The sequence below is a fragment of the Sphingorhabdus contaminans genome, from assembly GCF_007280415.1.
GTDB lineage: Bacteria > Pseudomonadota > Alphaproteobacteria > Sphingomonadales > Sphingomonadaceae > Sphingorhabdus_B > Sphingorhabdus_B contaminans.
In genome coordinates this window covers 763,363-785,108 of record NZ_VKKU01000002.1, presented here as the reverse complement: position 1 = coordinate 785,108, position 21,746 = coordinate 763,363, and the positions used below count along the sequence as shown (strand labels likewise).

The window sequence follows — 21,746 nt, the reverse complement described above, 5'->3', positions numbered from 1 at the left end:
TAGGCGGTAACCGTGCAATATTGTCGCATATAGTGACTGTTGCGCAACGATATAAGATGCGCGGCGATGGCCTTCCTGTTGCCAAGCGGATGATTCGGCCCCCAAATGCGCCAGCAAGGCCAGTCGCAAATTACGCATACGAATGCGGAAATAACGCGTCAGATATTTTTAGAAACGCTTTCAACGCGATACTGAACTTTGCGACAAACGGCCAGATTGTTCACTTTACGTGCAGGTAAAACCCTGTATTGCGCTGAAATATAGTGTCACAATTGACAATCAATAAAACTCTTTTGTGATATATTATTACGAAAGATTAGGATGTAAAATGAACAGTTCCTCCAGCGGTTCGCTGTCCAGCGTACCAAATGGGCGGATCATTGACTTCGAAACAGCCGAATTGCGCAAGCTGCCTTTTCAAGACAGCCTGTATCTCTGGGTCAAGGGGACTCTCCCGGGAGCAGGTTACGAAGCTAGACTGGCCCCCCGGATTTATCAAAGCGCGCCTGATTATTGGGGCATAGAGGTGGTCGTTGTTCAGGCGCACGCTTCCAATCAATCGTCCGAAACCGGCTCTTTAACCAGTTTCGAGAGATCGATCCCGCTGACCGGTATTACGGGGAATCGGGGGATTGCCGTAATCGGCGCCAACCAGGTGAAGCGGATCGACATTGCCGGTGAGTCCTGAGAGGGTCGCAACTTGCCGGTAGGGTCCGGGGGCAGGCACATCGCTTGTCTGTCCCCGTACTTTCCCCCGCTTAATTTGCCAGTTCCGTCAGATCGGACACGGTCAGAATTTGCGGGAGTATTTTTACCTCGCCCTGCTTGGGATAGTAAAGATATAGCGGCACACCTGAACGTCCATGCTTGGCAAGAAAGCGCGTTATGGCAGGGTCACGCCGCGTATAGTCACCCACCATTGTTATAATCCCGGCTTTTTCGAAAGCTTTTCGTGTGTCTTCACGATCAATTGCGGCAGCTTCGTTGACCTTGCACGTTACGCACCAGTCCGCCGTGAAATAGAGGAAGACAGGTTTGCCTTCATCCCGAAGTTGCGCAAGTTTCGCTTCTGAAAATATTTCACCGCCAAGTTCCGCCGCCGCAGACTGGATCGCGGCGGGACGGGGCAACCGGTCCAGAGCCAGATTACCTGCAATCGCCAATACTCCCGTCACCCCCAACAGCAGACCGACCGGTGTCTGCCGTCTTTTGATGACGACAATGGCAATCAAAAGGATCGCTGTCGAAATCGCGCCCAACGCCCAACCGGCACCGCCCACCAGTTGTGCGAGCAGCCACAGTAACGCCAGAGCCGTCAAGCCCATGGGCAGCGCCATCCATTGACGTAATTTCACCATCCAGGGACCCGGCCGTGGCATCCTCGCCCGCAGCGCCGGGATATAGGCTATGGCCAAAAACGGCAGAGCAAGACCAAGACCGAGCCCTGCAAAGATGAGTAAAGCCTGTGCCGATGGCAGAAGCAGTGCAGCACCTATCGCTGCTGCCATGAAAGGTCCGGTACACGGTGTCGCAACAACAGCCGCCAGCACGCCTGTCCAGAAGGAACCGGCAGCACCCCCTTGCCGTGCAAGTTTTTCGCCCGCGCCGACGGCACCAAGTTCAAACAGACCGACAAGATTTGCAGTGATCGCCACCATCAACAACAGCAGAATGAATACAATGAACGGGTCTTGAAGCTGAAACGCCCATCCAACCTCTTGCCCTGCGGCCCGCAGGCCCAGCATGATCGCACCCAGAGCGAGACAGCTCAACAGGATACCGGCGGTATAGGCGAGTGCGTCGCGTCGCGCCGTCCGTTCATCTCCACCTGCCTTGGCGATAGCGATCGCTTTCAATCCCAAAATCGGGAAAACACAGGGCATCAGGTTCAGCAAAAGCCCGCCCAAGATCGAAAGCGCCAGAATGACCGCGAAACTTTCGGAATTGCGATTTTCTTGAGCGGTATCGCCGGCGCCCAAGACCGACACCGTTTCACCGCCGCTTGGTATCGATCCCGGAAGAGCGCGCAGCTCTATTCCCTGACCGTCGCCAAAACGGAGAAGGCCGTCAATCTGTCCGTCAAAGCCTTTGTCGACGCCGCCTGTCAGAATGAGCCAGTTGCCGGTTCGCCGGGCAGTTTGCGGGGCGGCGTAGCGGAAGACATTCTGGGTTTGGGGGAAGAACCAGACTTTGTCGGCTGCGGCACTTTCGGGGAACGGGATGGCAATCGAAATACTGCTGCCGTTGATGGCATAATTTGCCTGCCGGTCCAGCGGTACCGGCAATGCAGCACGCCATTGGTCAAAGCGGGTGCGCTGCTGTGCTGCGATGGTTCCGTTGCCGACCGTCAGCGGGATGGTAAAGCTTCCGCTTTCCGGAACGCAGATCAGGTCGGAGCAGGCTGACCATCTTGCATCGACTTTGAGGTCGAGTTTTTTACCCGGCTGAAGCTTCGGCGCTATCTGGAGGTCGACCAGAAAGGCGTGCCTGGCCTTGTAGATATGGTTCATAAACCCGCTGACAACCAGGGTTTCCGGGACCGGGGCGCGGATCGGGCCGGCGGTTACGCCGTCGGGCAGGGTCCAGTCCAGTTCAAGGGGCGTTCCGGCGTCGCCGGGGTTCAGCCAATAGTCGTGCCAGCCGGGTTTCGGGTCCATGATGACGGCGACGGTAACCGTGTCCCCGGGGGCGGGATTTGATGTTTCTGCCTCTACCATCGCGCGGACATTCTGGGGGGCACCGGGTATTTGGGCGCGGGCGGGGCCGGTCAGGTTGAACAGGGCCAGCCACAGCAGAGCCAGCATACCGCATAAGAGCGTTACCCGACTCCGCCAACCAATGCCCTGTTCTTGTGCACGCGTCATGGAAAATCCCTTGCCACCAAGCCGGACGCCAGGACAGCAGTTTATTCGGCCGCCGGGGCGGTTTCGGCTGGCGGTGCAAAGGACATCGCCTTTGCCTTGCGCCAACTTCCGTGGAGATAATAGCTGATGGACAGCAGGCAAGATACAATCGACGTGGCAATGAACGCTCCCCAGATCGCATTCGCCCCGAAACAGTCGTGCAGGCCGTAACCGACGCTGAACCGCACCACGATCGCCGAAAATATCAGGATCAGGAGCGGCGCCAAAACCGCCCCGTTCGCCCGTACCGCGAATGTCACGACCACCGATATTCCCATCAGGATAAAGCTCCATCCGATGACATGGTTGATGTGGATGGCAATGGCGATGGCCGGACTGCCCTCGGGCAGGAACAGGCCGAGCAGAGGCGTTGCAAAGACGGTCGTCAGCAGCACCAATATCCCTGACATGATGAGGTTGATGACGATGCCGGACCACACCGCCCGGTCGACGCGCGCCCAGTTATTGGCACCGATATTCTGCGCCACCATGGCGCTGACCGCGCTGCCCACCGCAACCGCGGGCATTTGCACATAGCTCCACAACTGGTTCATCACGCCAAAGGCCGCCGTGGTGTCGACCCCTTCGCGGTTGACGAGGCCGATCATGACGACGGCGGAACCCGACATGATGATCATCGACAGGCCCATGGGAAGGCCCATGCGGGCAATGGGTTTCAAAAAGCGCGCATCCGGACGGATCCATTTGAGCTCCGCCCCGCGCAGGCGGATCGTCAGATCCTTTGCATAGACTTTGCGGATCAGCAGCGCGAGGCTGATGATGCTGGCAATCAACGTGGCAAGCGCGGATCCGGCAATGCCCATCGCCGGAATAGGCCCCAGCCCGAGAATGAAAACCGGGTTCAGCACGATGTCGAGCCCGACATTGAGCACGGTGTTCCAGAAGGGCGTCACCGAATCCCCGACGCCGCGTAAAGAGGAGGAGATCAGGATCATGACAAAGGATGTCGGCATCGACAGGAACATGACGCGCAAATAGGCCAGCGCCAAAGGATAGGCCCCCTCCGGCGTTGCCATCAGGCGCAGCAGGTTCGGCGCGAATATCCATCCGAAAACCGCAATGACCGCGCCGGATACAAAGAATATGCCCGTGGCGGTGCCCATGACACGGCGGACCGATTCCACATCGCGCCGTCCCATATTCTGGCCGATCAAGATAGTGGTGGCCATCGAAAATCCGAACAGTGCGGAGAACATGAGAAACATGATCAGCCCCGCATTGGCCGATGCGGCCAGCGCCTCTTCGCCCAGAAACTGGCCGATCCAGATCGAATTCACCGAATTGTTCAGCGACTGCAAAATGTTCACGCCTAGCGACGGCAGCGCAAACAGGAACAATGTACGGGCAACCGGGCCGACGGTCAGGTCGCGTTGATGGGCAGGGGCAGTCATGGTGCCGTCATGGCAAAGCCGGAGCGATCCCGATAGACGCAATTTGTGCGCATGCGCGTTAGCCGGCTAGTCCGGCGTCTTCTACGCCTTCCTCAAGCGAGCCCGGCACCATGATCCAGTGCCCGCCGAACATGTCGCCGTCGCCAAATTCCATTTCGAATTCACCGCCTTCATAGATGGTGATCGTAGGTTTGCCGAGCCGCTTGGCAAAGGCCTTTCGGGACAGGATGGGCGCGTCATTCGGACGCCATTCCTCCACCCACAGCTCGTACAGATTTTCGATGATCTTCTTTTCCGCCTCGGCCTGCCAGCGCTCTGCGTCCTTCAGCATCTCTTTGGCCGTCGCGGCGCAGTCAGGCAGATCATCGCGCGACCGCGTGCTCAGCACCAGATCAATAGGCGCACCCAACCATGTCGCCGTCCCGTTGAACAGGTCGGGTAGGCGCAGGTCGGCCACAAAACGCCCCAGATCCGCATCCACAAAATCGGGGGGATTGAGGATAGGGTCTGCCGCCTTCACCAATTCCGCATCGTCGGCGGTGCCCAGATATTCGGCAAATTCGGCGAAGGGCCACAGGCCCTTTGTCCCGACCGTGCCGGAAATGCGAAAGCGGACAACCGCGCGGGGCCGGAACAATTGCATCCAGCTTTTCTGGTTATCGGCACCGTCGCCCAGAGGATGCTCGATCCGCAGGGGCGAAGTTTCAACCGGGCCGTCGCCGGACCGCCATGCCACCAGCGTGACCGCGCCTATCCAGGGTGCCTTCTGTCCGGCCTGGCTCGCGGATGGGCCCAAGGGGGAAACAACCCCGGTGACAATCGAACTGCGGTCATTTTCTGCAGCGGCGGCCGGGGACAGAATCGTCCCCAGCGCGGCGAAAAGGACCGCGAGTTTCTTCAACCCAATCGTGCCAGTGCGGCGGTCAGACGTTCTGCTTCGGCCGTCTTTTCGGCATGGTCGGCCCGTGCCTTTTCCACCGCTTCGGGTTTCGCCTTTTCAACGAAGGCGGCGTTCGACAGGCGCGCCGAAAGCGACGCCGCTTCTTTGGTGGCGGCTTCGATGGCCTTGCTGATGCGGGCGCGTTCGGCGTCGAGGTCGATAACACCGGCGAGGGGCAGGACAAAGGTTGCCTCATCCACCACAAGCTGGACCGATCCACCTTCCGGCGCGTCGCCCGGCGTCACCGAATCGAGCCGCGCCAACCGGGCCAGCGCAGACTGTTGACGGGCAATGCGTTGCTCTGTCGCAGGGGACGCGTCACGGACAAAGGCATCCATCTTCGCACCCGGCGCAATGCCCAGTTCGTTCTTCGCGGTCCGGACCTCGCCGACCAGTCGGATCAGCCATTCGACCTCTGCCTTGGCATCGGCATCGACTTCGGCCTTGGGCTCCGGCCATCGGGCGTGGATCAGGTCATAGGCGCGCGGCGCTGCCGGATCGGCGAGCGCGTGCCATAATTCTTCGGTCACAAAGGGCATGAAAGGATGCAGCATCACCAATATCTGGTCGAGCACCCAACCTGCGACCATCTGTGATTCCGGGTCCATGTCCTGCTTTTCGCCGTCGACAAAGGCCGGCTTGATAAGCTCCAGATACCAGTCGCAAAACTGGTCCCAGACAAAATGGTAGATGGCGTCGGCCATGCCGTCGAAACGGAATTCGGCAAAGGCCTTGTTCAGCTTTTCAACGGTTTCGACGACTTCGCCGATAATCCAGCGGTTGACGGCAAGCTCCGCCTTGGGCGCGCTGATGCTGTGCGATCCGCCAATGCCGTTGGATTGCGCAAAGCGGGCGGCGTTCCACAGCTTGGTTGCAAAATTGCGGTATCCGGCGACGCGGCTTTCATCCATTTTGATGTCGCGGCCCTGGCTTTCCATCGCCGCCATGAAGAAGCGCAGCGCATCGGCGCCATATTGGTCAATCAGACCCAGCGGATCGACGGTGTTGCCTTTCGACTTCGACATTTTGCTGCCGTCGGCGGCGCGGACGAGACCGTGGAGATAAAGCGTCTTCCACGGCACTTCCTTCATGAAATGGATGCCCTGCATCGCCATCCGCGCATCCCAGAAAAACAGGATGTCAAAGCCGGAGACGAGAACGTCATTGGGATAATGGCGGTCGAGTTCGCGCGTCTGGTCCGGCCAGCCCAGCGTGCCGAACGGCCATAGTGCGGAGGAGAACCATGTGTCGAGCACGTCGGGATCGCGGGTCAGGGCGACGCCTTCACCTGCCAAGCCTTGCGCTTCTGCTTCCGTTTCGGCGACATAGCATTTGCCGTCGCTGTCAAACCATGCCGGTATCTGGTGACCCCACCAGAGCTGGCGCGAGACGCACCATGGCTGGATATTTTCCATCCAGTTGAAATAGGTTTTTTCCCATGATTTGGGGACGATATCGATGGCCCCGCTGCGCACCGCCTCGATGGCTGGAGCCGCGAGTGTTTTAGCATCAACATACCATTGGTCTGTCAGCATCGGTTCAATGACCACCGCGGACCGATCACCAAAAGGCTGCTGTATAACCTTGCTTTCGACTGCAATCATTAAGCCGTCAGCGTCAATATCTGCCACCACCCTTTTTCGCGCTTCGTAGCGGTCAAGTCCGCGATAAGCATCAGGGACCAAATTGAGTGCATCGATTTCGGCGGCGGTCCACTGCTTTCGGGCGGCAATTGATTTTGCTTGCGCAGCAGCCTCGGCATAAGGCGCGCCGTCGCTACGCATCGCGGCAACTTCGTCCATTAGCCGATACATCGGGATGCCGTTGCGTTGGGCTACGCCATAATCATTTTGGTCGTGGGCGCCCGTAATCTTCACGGCGCCTGAACCAAAATCCGGGTCGGGATATTCGTCGGTGATTATTGGGATCAGCCGACGATGTTCTTTGGGGCCAACGGGAATTTCGCAAAGTTTGCCTATGATGGGTTTGTACCGTTCGTCATCGGGATGAACCGCCACAGCGCCGTCACCAAGCATCGTTTCCGGCCGAGTTGTGGCAATTGCGATGTAGTCGCGTTCTTCTTGAACCGTGATATTACCATCAGCATCACGCTCGACATAGGTATAGGTTTCCCCTCCGGCGAGCGGATATTTGAAGTGCCACATATGACCGCTTACTTCACGCGTTTCGACCTCAAGATCTGAAATTGCCGTCTTGAAATGCGGGTCCCAGTTGACCAGCCGCTTGTCGCGGTAGAGCAAGCCCTGGTTATACAGGTCGACAAATACCTTGATGACGGCCTTGCTGAACCCTTCGTCCATGGTGAAGCGTTCATTTTCCCAATCCATGGAACAGCCGAGGCGGCGGAGCTGGCGGGTGATTTCGCCGCCGCTTTCCTCTTTCCATTCCCAGACCTTGGCCACAAATTCGTCGCGGGTGAAGTCGGTGCGTTTCTGCTGCTTTTGCGCCATCTGGCGTTCAACCACCATCTGGGTGGCGATGCCGGCATGGTCGGTGCCCACGACCCACAAGGCATCCTTGCCCTGCAGACGGGCATGGCGGATCAAGATATCCTGCAAGGTGTTGTCGAGCGCATGGCCGATATGCAGGCTGCCCGTCACATTAGGTGGCGGGTTGACGATCGTATAGGGCTCGGCATCCGGGCGTTCCGGGCGGAACGCGCCGGTCGATTCCCAATGGGCATACCATTTCGCCTCAATCGCGGCGGGGTCAAACGTCTTGTCGATAGTCATGCCGCTGCCTTTGCCAGCGCGCGCGCATTTGGGCAAGGTTTTCAGATGTAAAGCAGCAAAGGCAAGCGCGACGCTTTATCCGGGTCTCGCACAAAGGCACATAGGCACAAAGGTTAAGAAGGAAAGCTTGTCGTTCTTCTTCGTGCCTTCGTGTCTTCGTGTGAGATGATGATGCCTGCTGCGCGCGCCTTACTTGGCAGGTTTCAGGTGCTTATCGACCCATTTGAAAACAGTCTGGTGCCACTGGATCGAATTTTTGGGTTTCAATATCCAGTGGTTCTCGTCCGGGAAGACAAGCAGTTTGGATTCCACGCCCTGCTGCTGCAACGCGGTGAAGGCGGCGAGGCTTTGCGAATAGGGGATGCGGTAATCCTTTTCGCCATGGATTACCAGCGTGGGGGTTTTCCATTTCGCGACATGGTTCACCGGATTCCATTTTTCGGCATCGGTGCGCGTGGTCCACGGTCCGCCATTATCCCACTGGTCGAACCATAATTCCTCGGTCTCATAGGCCATGGCGCGCAGGTCGAAAATGCCGGCATGGGTGACAAGGCATTTGAACCGGTCGGGCCAGTTGCCGGCGATCCAGTTCATCATATAGCCGCCATAGGACCCGCCAAGCGCGCAGGCATTGGCGGTATCAAGCTGGCTGTCGATCTTGCCGACCGCGGCCATGCCCTTCTGCAAATCTTCCAGCGGCCAGCCGCCCCAGTTCTTGTTGATGCTGTCGGTGAATTTCTGGCCATATCCGGTGGAGCCGTGGAAATCGATGGTGACCACGGCATAGCCCTGCGACGCCATGACGGCAGGGTTCCAGCGATAGGACCAGCTATTGTTGAACGAGCTTTGCGGGCCGCCATGCACCAGAAGCAGGACGGGCAGCTTTCCGGTCGCATTTTGCGGTTTGACGATCTGGCCGAACACCTGTTCGCCATTGGCCCCGGCAAAATCAAATTTCTGATAATTGACCGGGTCGAGCGTGGAAAAGACCTCGGCATTGACGTTGGTCAGCCGTGTCGTCTTGCCCTTGGCGTCCATCAGGACAAGGTCAGACGGCCCGGAAATGCTGTTGATCGCATAGACCACGCCGCCATTTTTCAGCGGCACGACCTCCGCGATATTGCCGCGTTCGGTCAGGCGGGTCACCTTGCCCTTCAGGTCGACGCGGAAAAGCGGAGTTTCCAGCGTATCCTGCGCGGTGACCAGCAGGCTCTTGCTGTCGGGCGCCCAGGCCAGCGAGCCAACGGAACGGTCCCAGGCGTCGGTCAGCGCGGTGACCTTGCCGCTTTTCAGGTCCATCAACTTGATGACCAGCCGGTCGGCTTCATAGGTGGCGCGGGCCATCGACGTCCATGCCAGCCATTTGCCATCCGGCGATGCGGCAGGGGTGGTATCGGTTCCGGCATTGTCCGCGGTCAGGTTGACCACTTCCTTTGATTTCAGCGATGCGCCGTAAATATCGAGATTGGTGGATTTGGCTTCATTGGCGTCGGCCTCGCGCAGGGCAAAGGCGATGCCGCTGCTGTCGGCGGCCCAGCTCACCTCTTCTGCGCCGCCGAAGGGTTTGGACGGGGCGTCGCCGACCAGATCGCCGTCCATGGCCTCACCCAATGTGCCCAACTTGTTATCGGCACCCAGCACCACGGTGAAGATGCGGCTGTAATTGCCGGGGGTTTCCCATGCGTCCCAGTGGCGGACCATCAGCTGGTCATATTCGCGGCCGGTGCCGGGGCCCGGTTTCGACCTGTCACCATCCTTTTCGCAGCCAAATTCCATGCAGTCCCGCGCGATATCGCCCCAGACCGCGAATTTCTTGCCATCGGGCGAAATCTTGAAACCGCTGACATCCGCTTTGAAATTGCTCGCCTGGGTGGCGGTGCCGCTGGCCAGGTCGTAGCGCCAGATCTGGTCCGACCCGCTTTCATTGCTGATATAGAAAATGCTCTTGCCGTCGGGGGCAAAGGCGGGGTCATGCTCATTCTTGTCGGGCTTGGATGCGAACAGGACAGGCTGCGCCTTGGGCGTGCCGAGCCTGAGCAGATAGAGGTCGGTCCGGCCCTTGTTCGCCGCCAGATCCGTCTCGCGCACTTGGTAGGCGACCATCGTGCCGTCGGGCGAGGCGGTCACCCCCGAAAGGCGCTTCATCGTGGCAAGGTCCGTCTCCGTCATGGGACGGGCAAAGGCGGGTGCGGACAGGACGGTGGTGCCGATCAGGGCGGCGATCAAAAGGGGCTTTTTCATGGCCGACAAGCTAGTCAACCCGATGGACGCGCGCAAGAAAATTACCTCGCCCATAGCGATGCTATGTTTACATAATTGCAACTCTTATGTCTACTAACGCAATTGAGTTTTAACTTTTACATCCTATTTGGGCGGCATAACAAAAACATAAAGGATGCCTTCGAACGGACGACCCGGCCACTTTGGTGGCTGCGCGGCACATGAGAAGGAATGAAACATGCAGAAACTGGCTAGCTTTATCGGCGCCGTTGCGCTGAGCAGCCTGCTTTTCTCGGTCACCATGGTGTAACCGGAAAACAGATCTGAAAAGACAGACGGGCGGGGCTTTCCCCGCCCTTTTGTTTATGTGCTGCTATTTGACCAGCACGCCGTCCTTGACGACATGGGCGACATTTTCGAGCACGCGGATGTCGGTCAGCGGGTCCCCCTTTACCGCGACCAGATCGGCGGTGTAGCCGGGGGCAATGCTGCCCAGATGATCATCCTTGTCGAGCAGTTCGGCCGCCCGGATAGTGGCCGACTGGATCGCCTGCATCGGCGTCATGCCATAGCGGACCATATAGGCGAACTGGCGGGCGTTCAGGCCATGGGGATAGACGCCGCTGTCGGTGCCATAGGCGATCTTGACGCCCATCTTCACCGCCTTGGCAAAACCTTCGCGCTGGATATCCGTGGTTTCGCGATTTTTGCGGAGATATTCCTCGGGCCAGCCCTCTTTGGTGCCGATATCGTTGATATAATCGCCGTTATAGATGTCCATGACCAGCCAGGTCCCGGCCTTCTTCGCCATGGCCAGCGCCTCGTCATCGATCAGGCTGGCATGTTCGATCGACCGCACGCCCGCGCGGATTGCGCTCTTGATGCCGAGGGCGCCATGCGCGTGGGCGGTGACGAAGATGTCGGTCGGCTGCACCGGCACAATCAGCGCGTCGCGCGGGGCATTGCGCATCGGCCGCGCCGGCCCCTTGCCCTTGCCCGCCTCGACCACCGCACGCAACTGCGCCTCGGTCATTTCAGGCTCGCCGGGTTCCGTGCCGATCGCCAGCACCGCGCCGGTGGCGATGGTCTTGATAAAGTCCGCACCGTTCGCGATCAGAAACTCGGTCTTCGCTTTCGCCTCTTCCGGTGTGCTGGCAACGCCCAGCCGCATATCTTCGGGAAGCTGTTCATTGGGAATAACGCCGTTCAGTTCGCCCCCGCCCTTGGGGATGGTGATATAGGCCCCGGCCACAAACATGCGCGGCCCCGGCACAAGTCCCTTATTGATCGCGTTGCGCAACACAACATCGGTTAGCCCGCGATAGGTCCCGACATCGCGCACCGTCGTAAATCCAGCCTCCAGCGTTAGCCGTGCGTTGTGCGCACCGATCAGCGCGGTTTCCGATGGCGAGGTATTAAGCGGCAGGGCGATATCCGAATTCTGACCCGCATCGGCGAGATGCGTGTGCAGGTCCATCAGGCCGGGCAGGACCGTCAGGTTGGACCAGTCGATCCGGCGTGCATCCTTGGGCGTCTCTCCGCACGGGGCGACGGATTCGATCCAGTGCCGCACAATATGGATGCACTGGCCTGTACGGACGGTTCCGGTGGTCACATCGACCAGTCGGCCGGCCTCGATATAAAGCTGTTCGGCAAGGACCGGCGCCGGGCTAAGCGCCAGGCAAAGCGCCAGAAGCCGTGCGCCGCGCATCAGCCCTTTTTGGTAATACGGTTGATCTCGCGCTCGACCATCGCTTCGACGATCGGGGGCAGGTTGGTGTCGAGCCAGTCCTTCAGCATGGGCCGCAGCAGGTCGCGCGTCAGCCCCTCAAGCGAGGTTTCGCCCGAACGGACGATCTGCGGCGCAACGCCGGGTTCGGAAAGTGTCTGCAGCGCCGAAAAGCTGTGCCGCAGGCTGCGGGCCTTGTTGTCGTCCAGAAGTACTTCCTCAACTTCGTCCATTTCGGTCTCGGCCGCCGCGGTTTCGGTCAGCTCGAGAATCTCGTCATCCTCTTCGGCAGGTTCGGCTGCCTTGGGTGCGCGCTTGGTGGCCGGACGGCTACGGTCGTCGTCCGCAATGATTCGCTTAATCGAGGAGAGAATTTCGTCCATAGATGGTTCGTTCCGGCCTTCTGCCATGTTTCAGCTCCCCACAGCTTGGTTAATTTTACTTCCGCAACTGGCTCGGAATCGGCTCTATTTCTGCTTTTTGCGCTGGCGTGTCAACGGTGCGTGTCGATTTGGTCGTCGGATCGGGCTGCGATGCCCAGTCGTTCCACGCATTGTCGACCTTTTCATATTCCGCCACCGGATCGTACAATACGCCGCCTTCCAGACCCAGATCGCGGGCCTCGGCACGGCCCATTGCGGCGAGCAATGTGAAGCCGGCAACATAGGCATTGCGGCGTGCGGTTACCAATTGCACCTTGCTGTTCAGCAATTCCTGCTCGGCATTCAAAATGTCGAGAATCGTGCGGTTACCGACGCTGTTTTCCGCCCGGGTGCCTTCCAGTGACAATTCATTCGCGGCAACGGCACGCTCGGACGCAGTGATCACGTCCTGTGCCGCTTTCCAGCTTGCATAGGCGGCACGGGTCTGGGCAATAACCTCACGTTCGGCCGCGATTTCCAGTTCCTGCGCCTGTCCAAGCCGGGCTTGTGCCTGCCGGATTTGTGCGGCGGGTTGTCCACCCTGGAACAAGGGTATCGTCGCGCGGACGCCGGCCTGCGCCGTGAACGAGCTGTTGTCCGCCTGAAAACCCGGAATGTTCGACGAAACCGAATTCAGCGCGTTACTGTAGGATGGCGAGGTAAATACGCTGATCGTCGGCAAACGCGATGCATTGGCGGCGCGGCGGTCAAAACTCGCCGCTTCACGACCTTCGCGGGCCGCAATCAGGTCCGGATTGTTTTCCAGCGCCACAATCACCGCATTGTCGGGCGTTCCCGGCAAATTCGGCAGGGGCGGCGGGGCTTCCAGCCGCCCGGGTTCGCGGCCGACCAGCTGGATATAGATTTCTTTCGACCGGATCAGGTTCGCACGCGCCGATTCAAGGCTGCTGGTCGCAAGAGCAAGGCGGGCTTCGGACTGGGCAACGTCGGTGCGGGTCAGATCACCAATTTCAAACCGGTCGCGCGTTGCTTCCAGATTGACCGACAATACACCGACCTGTGCACGGTTCAGTTCGACAATCGATTCATCGCGGATGACATCCATATAGGCACCCACAACGGCGGAGAAAATCGCGCTTTCGGTTCCGCGCAGATTTGCAAATCCGGCTTCCACCCGGTTTTCGGCAGCGCGGATCGCGTTGCGGATCCCGCCGCCTGCGTAAAGCGGGGCCGATACCGTGCCGTTGACGTTGATACCGCGGGCCTGTGTCACCGACGATCCGCCATCCTGCATGATATTTTCAAAATAGGTCGGCTGGACAGTGACATCGGGACGGCCATTGGCCTTGGCGAGCGGCACGCCTTCATTGGTTGCCTTTTGTCCTTCACGGGCCGCCGTCAGGCTGGGGTTGGTTTCATAGGCTGAAACCAGCGCATCGCGCAGCGTGTCTGCGGAGGCAGAGGCGCTGAACAGGGTGGACCCGAGCAAGGTCGCGACAAGAAGACGGCGCGGACTCAAAATACGAATTCCGGCTTGCGTGCGAATGCGGCAAGGGGCGCAATTTCGCTGTCGATAAAGGATTTGAGGGCAACTTTCCCGGCCAGAACCACTCCGGTTGCAAGGCGCGTGACGGGCCCTTCGGAAACGCCGCTGACGATACGCGCACCATCGCGGGCAAGGGCCAGAAAGGCATCGGAAAGCTCCTCGACCGCGCCGTCTATGACGATCAGGTCAAAGGGCGCATCCTTTTGCGCCGCTGCCCAGTCGGCAGGTGCCGCGCAGGTCAATTGTGCCACATGGCTCTGAAGCAGCCCGGCCACATAACCGCCCGGGGTGCCGATCAATAAAGTCTTGTCGCTTGGCTTCACCTCGGCCGCCTGCAGCAGCAGGGCCGTCGACAAGGGCGGGTTCAGAACCGATCCGTCCTCCAGCGCAATGGCACGATCCATATAGGATGTGGCGCGGTGCGATGCGGGAACATGGTCCTCACGGGGCAGACTGCCCATCGCGCCAAGGATCCATGCCTCGGTCACACCGTTGGTGCGCAGCTGGGAATCTACCATCGCCCGCCGCATATCTTCAAAACTCACAGATTCCATCAGGATATTTCCATCATTTTCCGGGCCATGTGGCACAACTGTATTGCAAACACAATACAGTCTTTGATTCTGGTTCTAGCCAGCATAGGACAAATCGCCAAGCCGGATTCAGACAAACACGCAACCTGAACCCGCAAAACGCATTTTTTCCCGCCACTTGTGGCGATCAGGGCACAACAGGCCAGATTGCCGGTTGATTTGATCCACCCAACCCGCTAGACGCGCGCCTCCACCACATACAGCGATGCTGTATCAAGCTTTATGCTGACAGGGGCCCGATGGCGGAGTGGTGACGCAGAGGACTGCAAATCCTTGCACGCCGGTTCGATTCCGGCTCGGGCCTCCAAGCATGTTTCCCAGCCTTGCAACAATCCGTCACGGCCGGAAATTCGCCCGTTTCAGCGACGATTATCAGCTTTATCTGCTGCCGAATCTCTTCTGCGATTGAAGGCTGGATTTCCTTGAAAAGTCATGCGCGCATTCGATGCCGTGATGGTTGCAGGCGTGGATCAAATTCTTGGCGTATTATATCACTGCTCGCGGAAAGTGCTCCACAGGTTCTGGTCGAGCGGTTCCATCAGATATTGGAACAATGTGCGTTTACGCGTCGGCAGGATGACTTCGACCGGTAAGCCTGCTTTTATCCGTCCGCCGCCGACCTGTTCGCTGAATTTCTTCAGCACGTCGGGATCGGCATTTACCTCTGCCGTGAAAAAGCGTTGCCCCGTCCGTTCGTCGAGGAAGCTGTCTGCGGACAGGCGGGTGACTTTTCCGGTCAGGATGGGAAGTTGCCGGTTGTGCAATGCCGAAATGCGTATCTCCGCCTTTTGCCCGATATGGACGTCATCGGCATCGGTCGGCGCAATCTGCGTCTGGACAACCAGTTTGACCCGCTCCGGCACGATTTCCATGAGGGTTTCGCCCGGCGGGATCACACCGCCCACGGTGAAGACTTTCAATCCCACCACCTGCCCTGATGCCGGTGCCCGGATTGTCATGCGTGCAAGTTGTTCCTTGGCGGCATTCAGCTTGGGCAGAATCTCGTTCAGGTTGAATTCGATGGCGCGAAGGCTTTCCGACACATCCTTTTCATTCTGGGAATCGAGCGTCAGCATCTGCATCCGCGCTTCGCCAATCTGTTCCCGTGTAGCCGCGATACTTGCCCGCAAATTCGCCGTTTCGCCGACAAGCGCAGCTTCGGCGCGTTCGAGCGCGCGTATCCGGTTGATGCTGACAAATCCGCGTCCCGCCAGCGACCGCAGACTCTCCAGCTCTTCCCGGAAAAGCTCGGTTTGCCGCTGGTTCGACGCAATCTGGTCTTCAATCCCCTTGATGCGTGCAGAAGACTGGGCAGATTGCTGGCCAAGGACCGACTTCTGTCCGCCTGTGGTTTCCCGTCGGGCGAGCAATGTGCTGCGTTGCAACGCCATCGCGCGGGCGGCCTCTGCCTGATCTGCGCCTTCCAAAGAGGCAAATTCTATGGGTGGGTCGATGGTGGTGCGGCCGCTTTTCTCGGCAATCAGGCGCGCGCGTTCGGCGCGCAGGCCAATGACTTGTGATGAAAGCGAGCGCTCCGTGGCAATCACATCTTCACCGGCCAGCATGATCAGCACCTGCCCCTTTGTGACGCGCTGTCCTTCCTTGACGTCGATCTTGGCCACGGTCCCGCCTTCGCGGTGCTGGACAACCTGCCGGTTGCCCGAAACGGCAATGGTACCGGTGGCATAGGCCGCCGCATCCATCCGGACGAACAGCGCCCAGCCGAGGAACAGACCGAAAAAGGCGATAATCACCATCCAGCCATAGCGGATCTCGCGGCTGCCCGCGTCGTCCATGCTTTCGTCGTGAACGGGCGTTGCGGCCCGCTTCTGGCCGTCGAGGGGCGACATCATGTTCATGTCGACAATGGTCCTGCGGGCGAACTCGCTTTAGCCGCACCTTCGGAGAGGCGGCGGATCACGCGATCGCTTTTACCATATTGTTCAACGCGGCCAGCCCTGAGGACCAGAAGCTTGTCGCTGCTTTCCAAAACCCGCAGACGATGGGCGACGATGATGATCGTGACCTTCTGCCGCTTGAGATCGGCGAGTGTCGCGATCAGATGGCTTTCCCCTTCGGCATCCAGATGCGCGTTGGGTTCATCGAGCAAGAGCACCGCAGGACTGCCGAAGAGCGCGCGGGCAAGGGCAATGCGTTGCGCCTGCCCAACCGACAGGCCGATCCCGTCGGGTCCCAGCATGGTGTCATAGGCCTGCGGCAGGCGGAGTATGAAATCATGCGCACCACACAGCTTGGCCACGCGGACGACCTCTTCGTCCAGCCCGCGCATATCCGGTGCAATCTCTGTCTGGAACCGGGCGATATTGTCCTTGATTGTACCGGCCATCAGCGATGCCTCCTGGGGCACATAGCCGCAGGAGGCGGCGCGCTGGTCATCGGGCCAGTCGCCAAGGCTCGCCCCGTCCAGGCGTATGGCGCCCTCATGCACCGGCAGTTCGCCTGCCATCGCCCGCAAAAGCGTCGATTTGCCCGCACCGCTTGGCCCGACAATGCCGATAAACTCTCCGGCACCTACGGCGAGGTTGATGTCGTGCAGGATCGCTGTCTTCTGGTCGGGTGCGTTGACCGTGACGTGCTCGACGTCGATCTTGCCTGTCGGCTCTGGCAGGCGGGTAGGTGTGACGGCGTCCTGCTGCGCGTTGAAAACGGTGTTGAGGCCGTCCAGCGCGACGCGTGCCTGTACCGTGTTGCGCCATGCAGCCGTGATGCTTTCCAATGGCGCAAGCGCCCGCGACAGCAGCAGCGCCGAGGCAAAGATTGCGCCCGCCGAAATCTGCTGGTCAATGGCCAGCAATGCCCCCAGGCCCAAAGCGAATGATTGCATCGCGATACGCGCCGCTTTGGTGATGCTGACATATTTTGCGCTGATGAAGGCGGTCTGCGCCTGTGATCCGGTTGCGGCGCGGCGTTCTTCTAAATGGCGTGCGATCAGGCCTTCAGACATGCCCAGCGCGCGCACGATACCGCTCGACCGCAATGTGCCTTCGATCGCACGGTAAGCGGTTTGCTGGTCCGTCATGGCGCGGGACAGCGAATCCTTCATCGCCCGCTCATTAAGATAGCCGACCAGAAACAGCGTTGCTGCACAGACCAGAGCAAACAATCCGATCAACGGATGCAGCAGAAAGCAGACCAGAATATAGATGGGCGCCCAGGGGGCATCGAACAATGCCACAACGCTGGGGCCGGTCATCGTCTGGCGGAAGGTGTCAAATTCACGCAGGACAGAACCGGATTTGCCCCGTGCCGCGTCCGGCATCGCCAGCAGTGCCTTCAGAACATCGGATACCAGCAGACGGTCCAGACGCGCCGCGGCACGCACCAGCAGCCGCGACCGCAGCCAGTCGAGCGCGGCAAGCGTGATAACCGCAAATATGTAGATGACAGTCAGAACGACCAGCGTCTGCACCCCGCGTGTGGGTACGACCCGGTCATAGACCTGCATCATGTAAAGCGCAGGCGCGAGGTAAAGGAGATTGAGCAGCGCGCTGAAGATCGCGGCCTGCAACAGATGCTGACGGCATTGCTGCAACGCATGCGCGAGGGGCTTGGCCGCGTTACCTCCGGTTAAGACAGAAATCATATGCCCCTCAATTTGGCCAATGCCACAAAGCATCTCTCTACCGAGGATACCTTAATATGCTGTAAGCGGCAACGACCGGTCGCCTCCCGCCATATGCAGGGGACGACCGGTGTCGGATTACATGATGTCGGTAGAATCAAACCCGCCCAGCGATCCCACGCCCTTCAGCAGGATCGACTGGTCAATCACGCCGTCGCCGTTCTGATCCCAAAATAGCCAGCCGTCGATTGAGCCTGCGACAAAAGCTACCCACTTGCCGCCCGAAACCATCGCCTGCGCACTTGCCAGTGCATCGGTGAAGCTGTTGGTTGTTATTGCCGCTTCGGAATAACCACCCACTCCATTACGGTTCAAGAATTCCAACTCAATTCTATCAACACCGGTTGTAAAGTCCGTTATAACGTCGATTGTCGAAGCGGAAACTGATGAGTCTGCCATCCCAAATTTGAAATAGTCTATGTCCAGACCCCCCGTTAGTGTATCTCGACCTAAACCACCCACAATGACGTCGCTACCAGATTGTCCGCTGAGGATATCGTCTCCAATATCGCCGTACAGATAATCACTGTCAGCACCGCCCAATAGAGTGTCATTTCCGGCTTCGCCAAATAGATTGTCGATTTCCGATCCGCCACTAATAACGTCGTTTCCGTCTCCGCCGTATAGACGATCTTCACCCTCATTCCCGTTTATGGTGTCATTTCCGCCTAACCCATAGATGAAGCTATCGTCAGTGCCGCCCTTTATTACGTTTGCAAGTTCATTCCCCGTACCGTTTCCTCGAAGTACAGTGAGATTTTCCACGTTATCGGGCAGAACATATGTGAGGGAAGAAACGACAGTATCGATACCCGCCCCTGCAAATTCCACAACGATATCGTCATTGTTACTAATCCCATCTATCGAGAAAGCATCGATATAGTAGGTGTCGTTACCGTCACCTCCCTCAAGAATATCAGCACCCAAACCGCCGTCTAAGCTATCATTACCAATACCTCCAAAAAGGGAGTCGCTGCCGCCAAAGCCTTGGAGGCTGTCATTCCCGGCGCCACCTACAAGTATGTTTACGGAATCTGTACCACGTATTACATTGTTTAGATCATTGCCGGTGCCGTTAATGGGCCCCGGACCTATTAAGGTCAGGTTTTCGACATTCGCACTTAGAATATAGCTAACTTTAGAATTGACTATATCTGTACCTTCACCGGTAAGTTCGATGACTTGATCATCATTACCCGCGATACCGTCATCGGAAAACTGATCGACGTAATATGTGTCGTTCCCAGTGCCCCCTTCCATCCGATCGGCTCCGGCTCCTCCATCAATAATATCGTTGCCTGCCAAAGCATATATGGTGTCGTCAAAAGCAGTTGTCATGTATTGTGACGTTGGAGAAATAGTATTGTTGTTAGACGTTCCAGTGACCACTACGCCAATTTCGTTTACATCCCGAACGGTCACAGAAAGCGCTTGGTCATCGAACTGAATGCCGTCCGAAGCTCTTACTATTACCTCATAAATTCCATCAGCATCTGCATCCAGTGGCAATTCGAAGTCTGGACTCTTAATGAAGTTTAAGACACCTGTTTGGGGGTTAATAAGAAACAAAGCCGCGTCAGCACCGCCAACGATAGAGTAAGTTGGTATTGTGCCGTCCGGATCAATTGCATTTACGGCCGTCACGAAACTGCTGTTCTCGAGGATGTTAATAGCTGCTGTCGCACCGCCACCATTAGACCTGATAGTTGGCGGATTTTCAGCCAAATCAGTTACCTTGACGGAAATTGCCTGTTCGTCAAAAAAAGTACCATCCGACGCCCGAACTACGACGTCGTAAATACCATTGGAATCGGCATCCGTCGGTAATTCGAAATCGGGTGCGGTGATGAATTCCAGCGCCCCTGTTTGGGCGTTGATGGTGAAGAGGGCGGCGTCTGCGCCACCGACGATCGTGTAAGTAATTGTAGCACTGTCGACATCTTGGGCCACCACGGCCAACACGGCGCGCTGGTTTTCCGCTGCGCTAACCGCAGCAGTCGCGCCGCCACCGCTTGAAGTGATTGTTGGGTTGTTATCGTTGATGTTTAAGACCGAAATTAAAAATTGTTGCTGGTCCGCATAAACACCATCGCTCGCCTGAATGATGACTTCGTAATTGTTGTCCGCGCCGACATCTAATGGATTTTCGAAATCGGGCGCATTGATAAACTGCAATATTCCAGTTTGTGGATCTATGCTAAAAAGAGCTGCATCAGCACCGCCGACAATTGAGTAAGTAGGTGTAGTCCCATCTGGGTCAACTGCCTCGACCAAAGCTATGCCGGGAGAGTTTTCACTTCGGGAAACGCTGGTAGTTGCTTGGCCACCATTTGAAACGATACGAGGAGGTGAGCCATCTGCGATATTGGTTACGGCGATTGTAACAAACTGCTCGTCAAAAGCGCCTAAACTATCGGTTGCGCGAACTCGAATATCATAAATATTGTTTTGTCCGGCATCTACGGGATTTTCAAAATCGGGGGCGTTAATGAACGAAAGTACGCCTGTCACCGGATCGATGGTAAACAAGGCAGCATCCGCTCCTCCGGAAATCGAAAATGATACCGTTTGATTACTGTCTACATCTGTAGACGTGACGGTTGTAACAATGTTGTTATTTTCTTCCAATGCAATGGATGCAAAAACGTCTCCGCCATTGGACGTTATAACTGGTGCGGTATTACGTACGCTCGCTGCGACCGTCGTGTCAGCAAATTTGAAGAACTCGACGCCCGTCAGGACGTCCGTGCCATCGGGAGAGCCCGGCCTCAAATCAGTAATGCGATGTGTATTAAATCCGTCCCATACAATAGAATAGTCATTTCGGTTCCCCGAAAAAACAGCTGTATCGACGCCGATATCGCCAAAAACGGAGTCATCTCCGGCACCGCCGATCAGTATATCGTTACCTTCTCCGCCGTTTAGAAAATCGCCTCTTGCCCCGCCGTCCAGAAAATCATCACCGGCTTCTCCGAACAAAAAGTCAGCTCCGGCGATACCGTTGAAGCCGAGATCGTCACCGTACAGGCGATCATCGCCCGTGCCGCCATACAATGTATCTGCGCCGCGATAGCCGAAAATGAGATCGTTTCCGTCATCGCCATATAATGTGTCGAGTCCTGCGCCCCCGATTATGATGTCATCGCCTGCGCCAGCGCGGATGGTGATATTCTTGCCATAGTCCAATCCGCCAGCACCATGAGCGGTCAGGTCGACTATGTCGTCGCCCGCACCAAGTTCGATTTGTTCGATTGATGAAAAGCTGCCGAATATCCCGCTAATCACACCATTATTGTATAAAATGGCGTCGTTGAGATTGGAGCCAAATATTGTGTCAACTTTCTCACTGCCGGAATAAAAATCGCTCGAAATCTGCACATTTGCGCGTGTCAATGTGAGGAAGTCGGTCGCTGACGTGCGAATGCCGGTGGTCCAGGAAAGCACTGGCAACGTTGCATCGGCGCGCACGTTGTTAAGATTTGTATCGGATGTGAATGCGTAAAACTGATCTTGCTGGAGTGACCCCGCAATGTTTTGGCTTCCGAGGACATTATAAAAAACAGGCATGATATTGTCTCCAGCAAGGCGCCGCAGCAACTGATAGCCTTGGCGTACCAAGAATAA

At 57.6% G+C, this 21,746-nt stretch carries 13 protein-coding genes and 1 tRNA gene; 2 read left to right on the top strand and 12 right to left on the bottom strand.

From position 1 onward, the window contains the following. Window positions 1-328 precede the first annotated feature (328 nt). Window positions 329-688: a hypothetical protein gene (locus FOM92_RS11950; protein ID WP_143777089.1), complete on the top strand. Its 360-nt coding sequence runs from the start codon at window positions 329-331 to the stop codon at window positions 686-688. Window positions 689-758: 70 nt separating this feature from the next. On the opposite strand, the gene FOM92_RS11945 is transcribed toward FOM92_RS11950, so the two are convergent. The 9 genes from FOM92_RS11945 to FOM92_RS11905 all read right to left on the bottom strand — a co-directional run bounded on the left by FOM92_RS11945 (window position 759) and on the right by FOM92_RS11905 (window position 14,440). Beyond that, window positions 759-2,864 (bottom strand): protein-disulfide reductase DsbD family protein, encoded by a 2,106-nt coding sequence (locus tag FOM92_RS11945; protein WP_143777088.1) that lies wholly within the window; start codon window positions 2,862-2,864, stop codon window positions 759-761. A 41-nt stretch (window positions 2,865-2,905) separates the two neighbouring features. After that, on the bottom strand, window positions 2,906-4,315 hold the full coding sequence (locus FOM92_RS11940) for an MATE family efflux transporter (protein ID WP_143777087.1): 1,410 nt from the start codon (window positions 4,313-4,315) through the stop codon (window positions 2,906-2,908). 58 nt (window positions 4,316-4,373) lie between these two features. Further along, window positions 4,374-5,216, bottom strand: coding sequence for a DUF2262 domain-containing protein (locus tag FOM92_RS11935; protein ID WP_143777086.1), 843 nt, complete (start codon window positions 5,214-5,216; stop codon window positions 4,374-4,376). After that, window positions 5,213-8,008, bottom strand: coding sequence for a valine--tRNA ligase (locus FOM92_RS11930; RefSeq protein WP_143777085.1), 2,796 nt, complete (start codon window positions 8,006-8,008; stop codon window positions 5,213-5,215). Before FOM92_RS11930 ends, FOM92_RS11935 begins: the two co-directional genes overlap by 4 nt. A gap of 189 nt (window positions 8,009-8,197) precedes the next feature. Next, the gene (locus FOM92_RS11925) at window positions 8,198-10,249 is read right to left on the bottom strand and encodes an alpha/beta hydrolase family protein (protein WP_143777084.1); all 2,052 of its coding nucleotides are present in this window, start codon (window positions 10,247-10,249) and stop codon (window positions 8,198-8,200) included. A 352-nt stretch (window positions 10,250-10,601) separates the two neighbouring features. After that, a complete protein-coding gene (locus FOM92_RS11920) occupies window positions 10,602-11,939 on the bottom strand; it encodes a metal-dependent hydrolase family protein (protein ID WP_143777083.1) in 1,338 nt (445 codons plus the stop codon). Beyond that, complete coding sequence (locus tag FOM92_RS11915) at window positions 11,939-12,367, bottom strand: DUF2497 domain-containing protein (protein ID WP_143777082.1); 429 nt, start codon at window positions 12,365-12,367, stop codon at window positions 11,939-11,941. The genes FOM92_RS11920 and FOM92_RS11915 overlap by 1 nt, the downstream gene beginning before the upstream one ends. Before the next feature lie 28 nt (window positions 12,368-12,395). Next, entirely contained in the window at window positions 12,396-13,859 is a 1,464-nt protein-coding gene (locus FOM92_RS11910; RefSeq protein ID WP_143777081.1) for a TolC family outer membrane protein, read from the bottom strand. Beyond that, entirely contained in the window at window positions 13,856-14,440 is a 585-nt protein-coding gene (locus FOM92_RS11905; RefSeq protein WP_143777080.1) for a protein-L-isoaspartate O-methyltransferase family protein, read from the bottom strand. The genes FOM92_RS11910 and FOM92_RS11905 overlap by 4 nt, the downstream gene beginning before the upstream one ends. 272 nt (window positions 14,441-14,712) lie before the next feature. Between FOM92_RS11905 and FOM92_RS11900 the strand changes: the two genes are divergently transcribed. Continuing rightward, window positions 14,713-14,786: transfer RNA gene (locus FOM92_RS11900), tRNA-Cys, on the top strand. A 184-nt stretch (window positions 14,787-14,970) separates the two neighbouring features. On the opposite strand, the gene FOM92_RS11895 is transcribed toward FOM92_RS11900, so the two are convergent. The 3 genes from FOM92_RS11895 to FOM92_RS11885 all read right to left on the bottom strand — a co-directional run bounded on the left by FOM92_RS11895 (window position 14,971) and on the right by FOM92_RS11885 (window position 21,689). After that, complete coding sequence (locus FOM92_RS11895; protein ID WP_143777079.1) at window positions 14,971-16,338, bottom strand: HlyD family type I secretion periplasmic adaptor subunit; 1,368 nt, start codon at window positions 16,336-16,338, stop codon at window positions 14,971-14,973. Then, window positions 16,335-18,083, bottom strand: a complete 1,749-nt coding sequence (locus FOM92_RS11890) for a type I secretion system permease/ATPase (RefSeq protein WP_143777078.1) — start codon at window positions 18,081-18,083, stop codon at window positions 16,335-16,337. The genes FOM92_RS11895 and FOM92_RS11890 overlap by 4 nt, the downstream gene beginning before the upstream one ends. A gap of 117 nt (window positions 18,084-18,200) precedes the next feature. Further along, window positions 18,201-21,689, bottom strand: coding sequence for a cadherin domain-containing protein (locus FOM92_RS11885; protein ID WP_143777077.1), 3,489 nt, complete (start codon window positions 21,687-21,689; stop codon window positions 18,201-18,203). Between the last annotated feature and the right edge of the window lie 57 nt (window positions 21,690-21,746).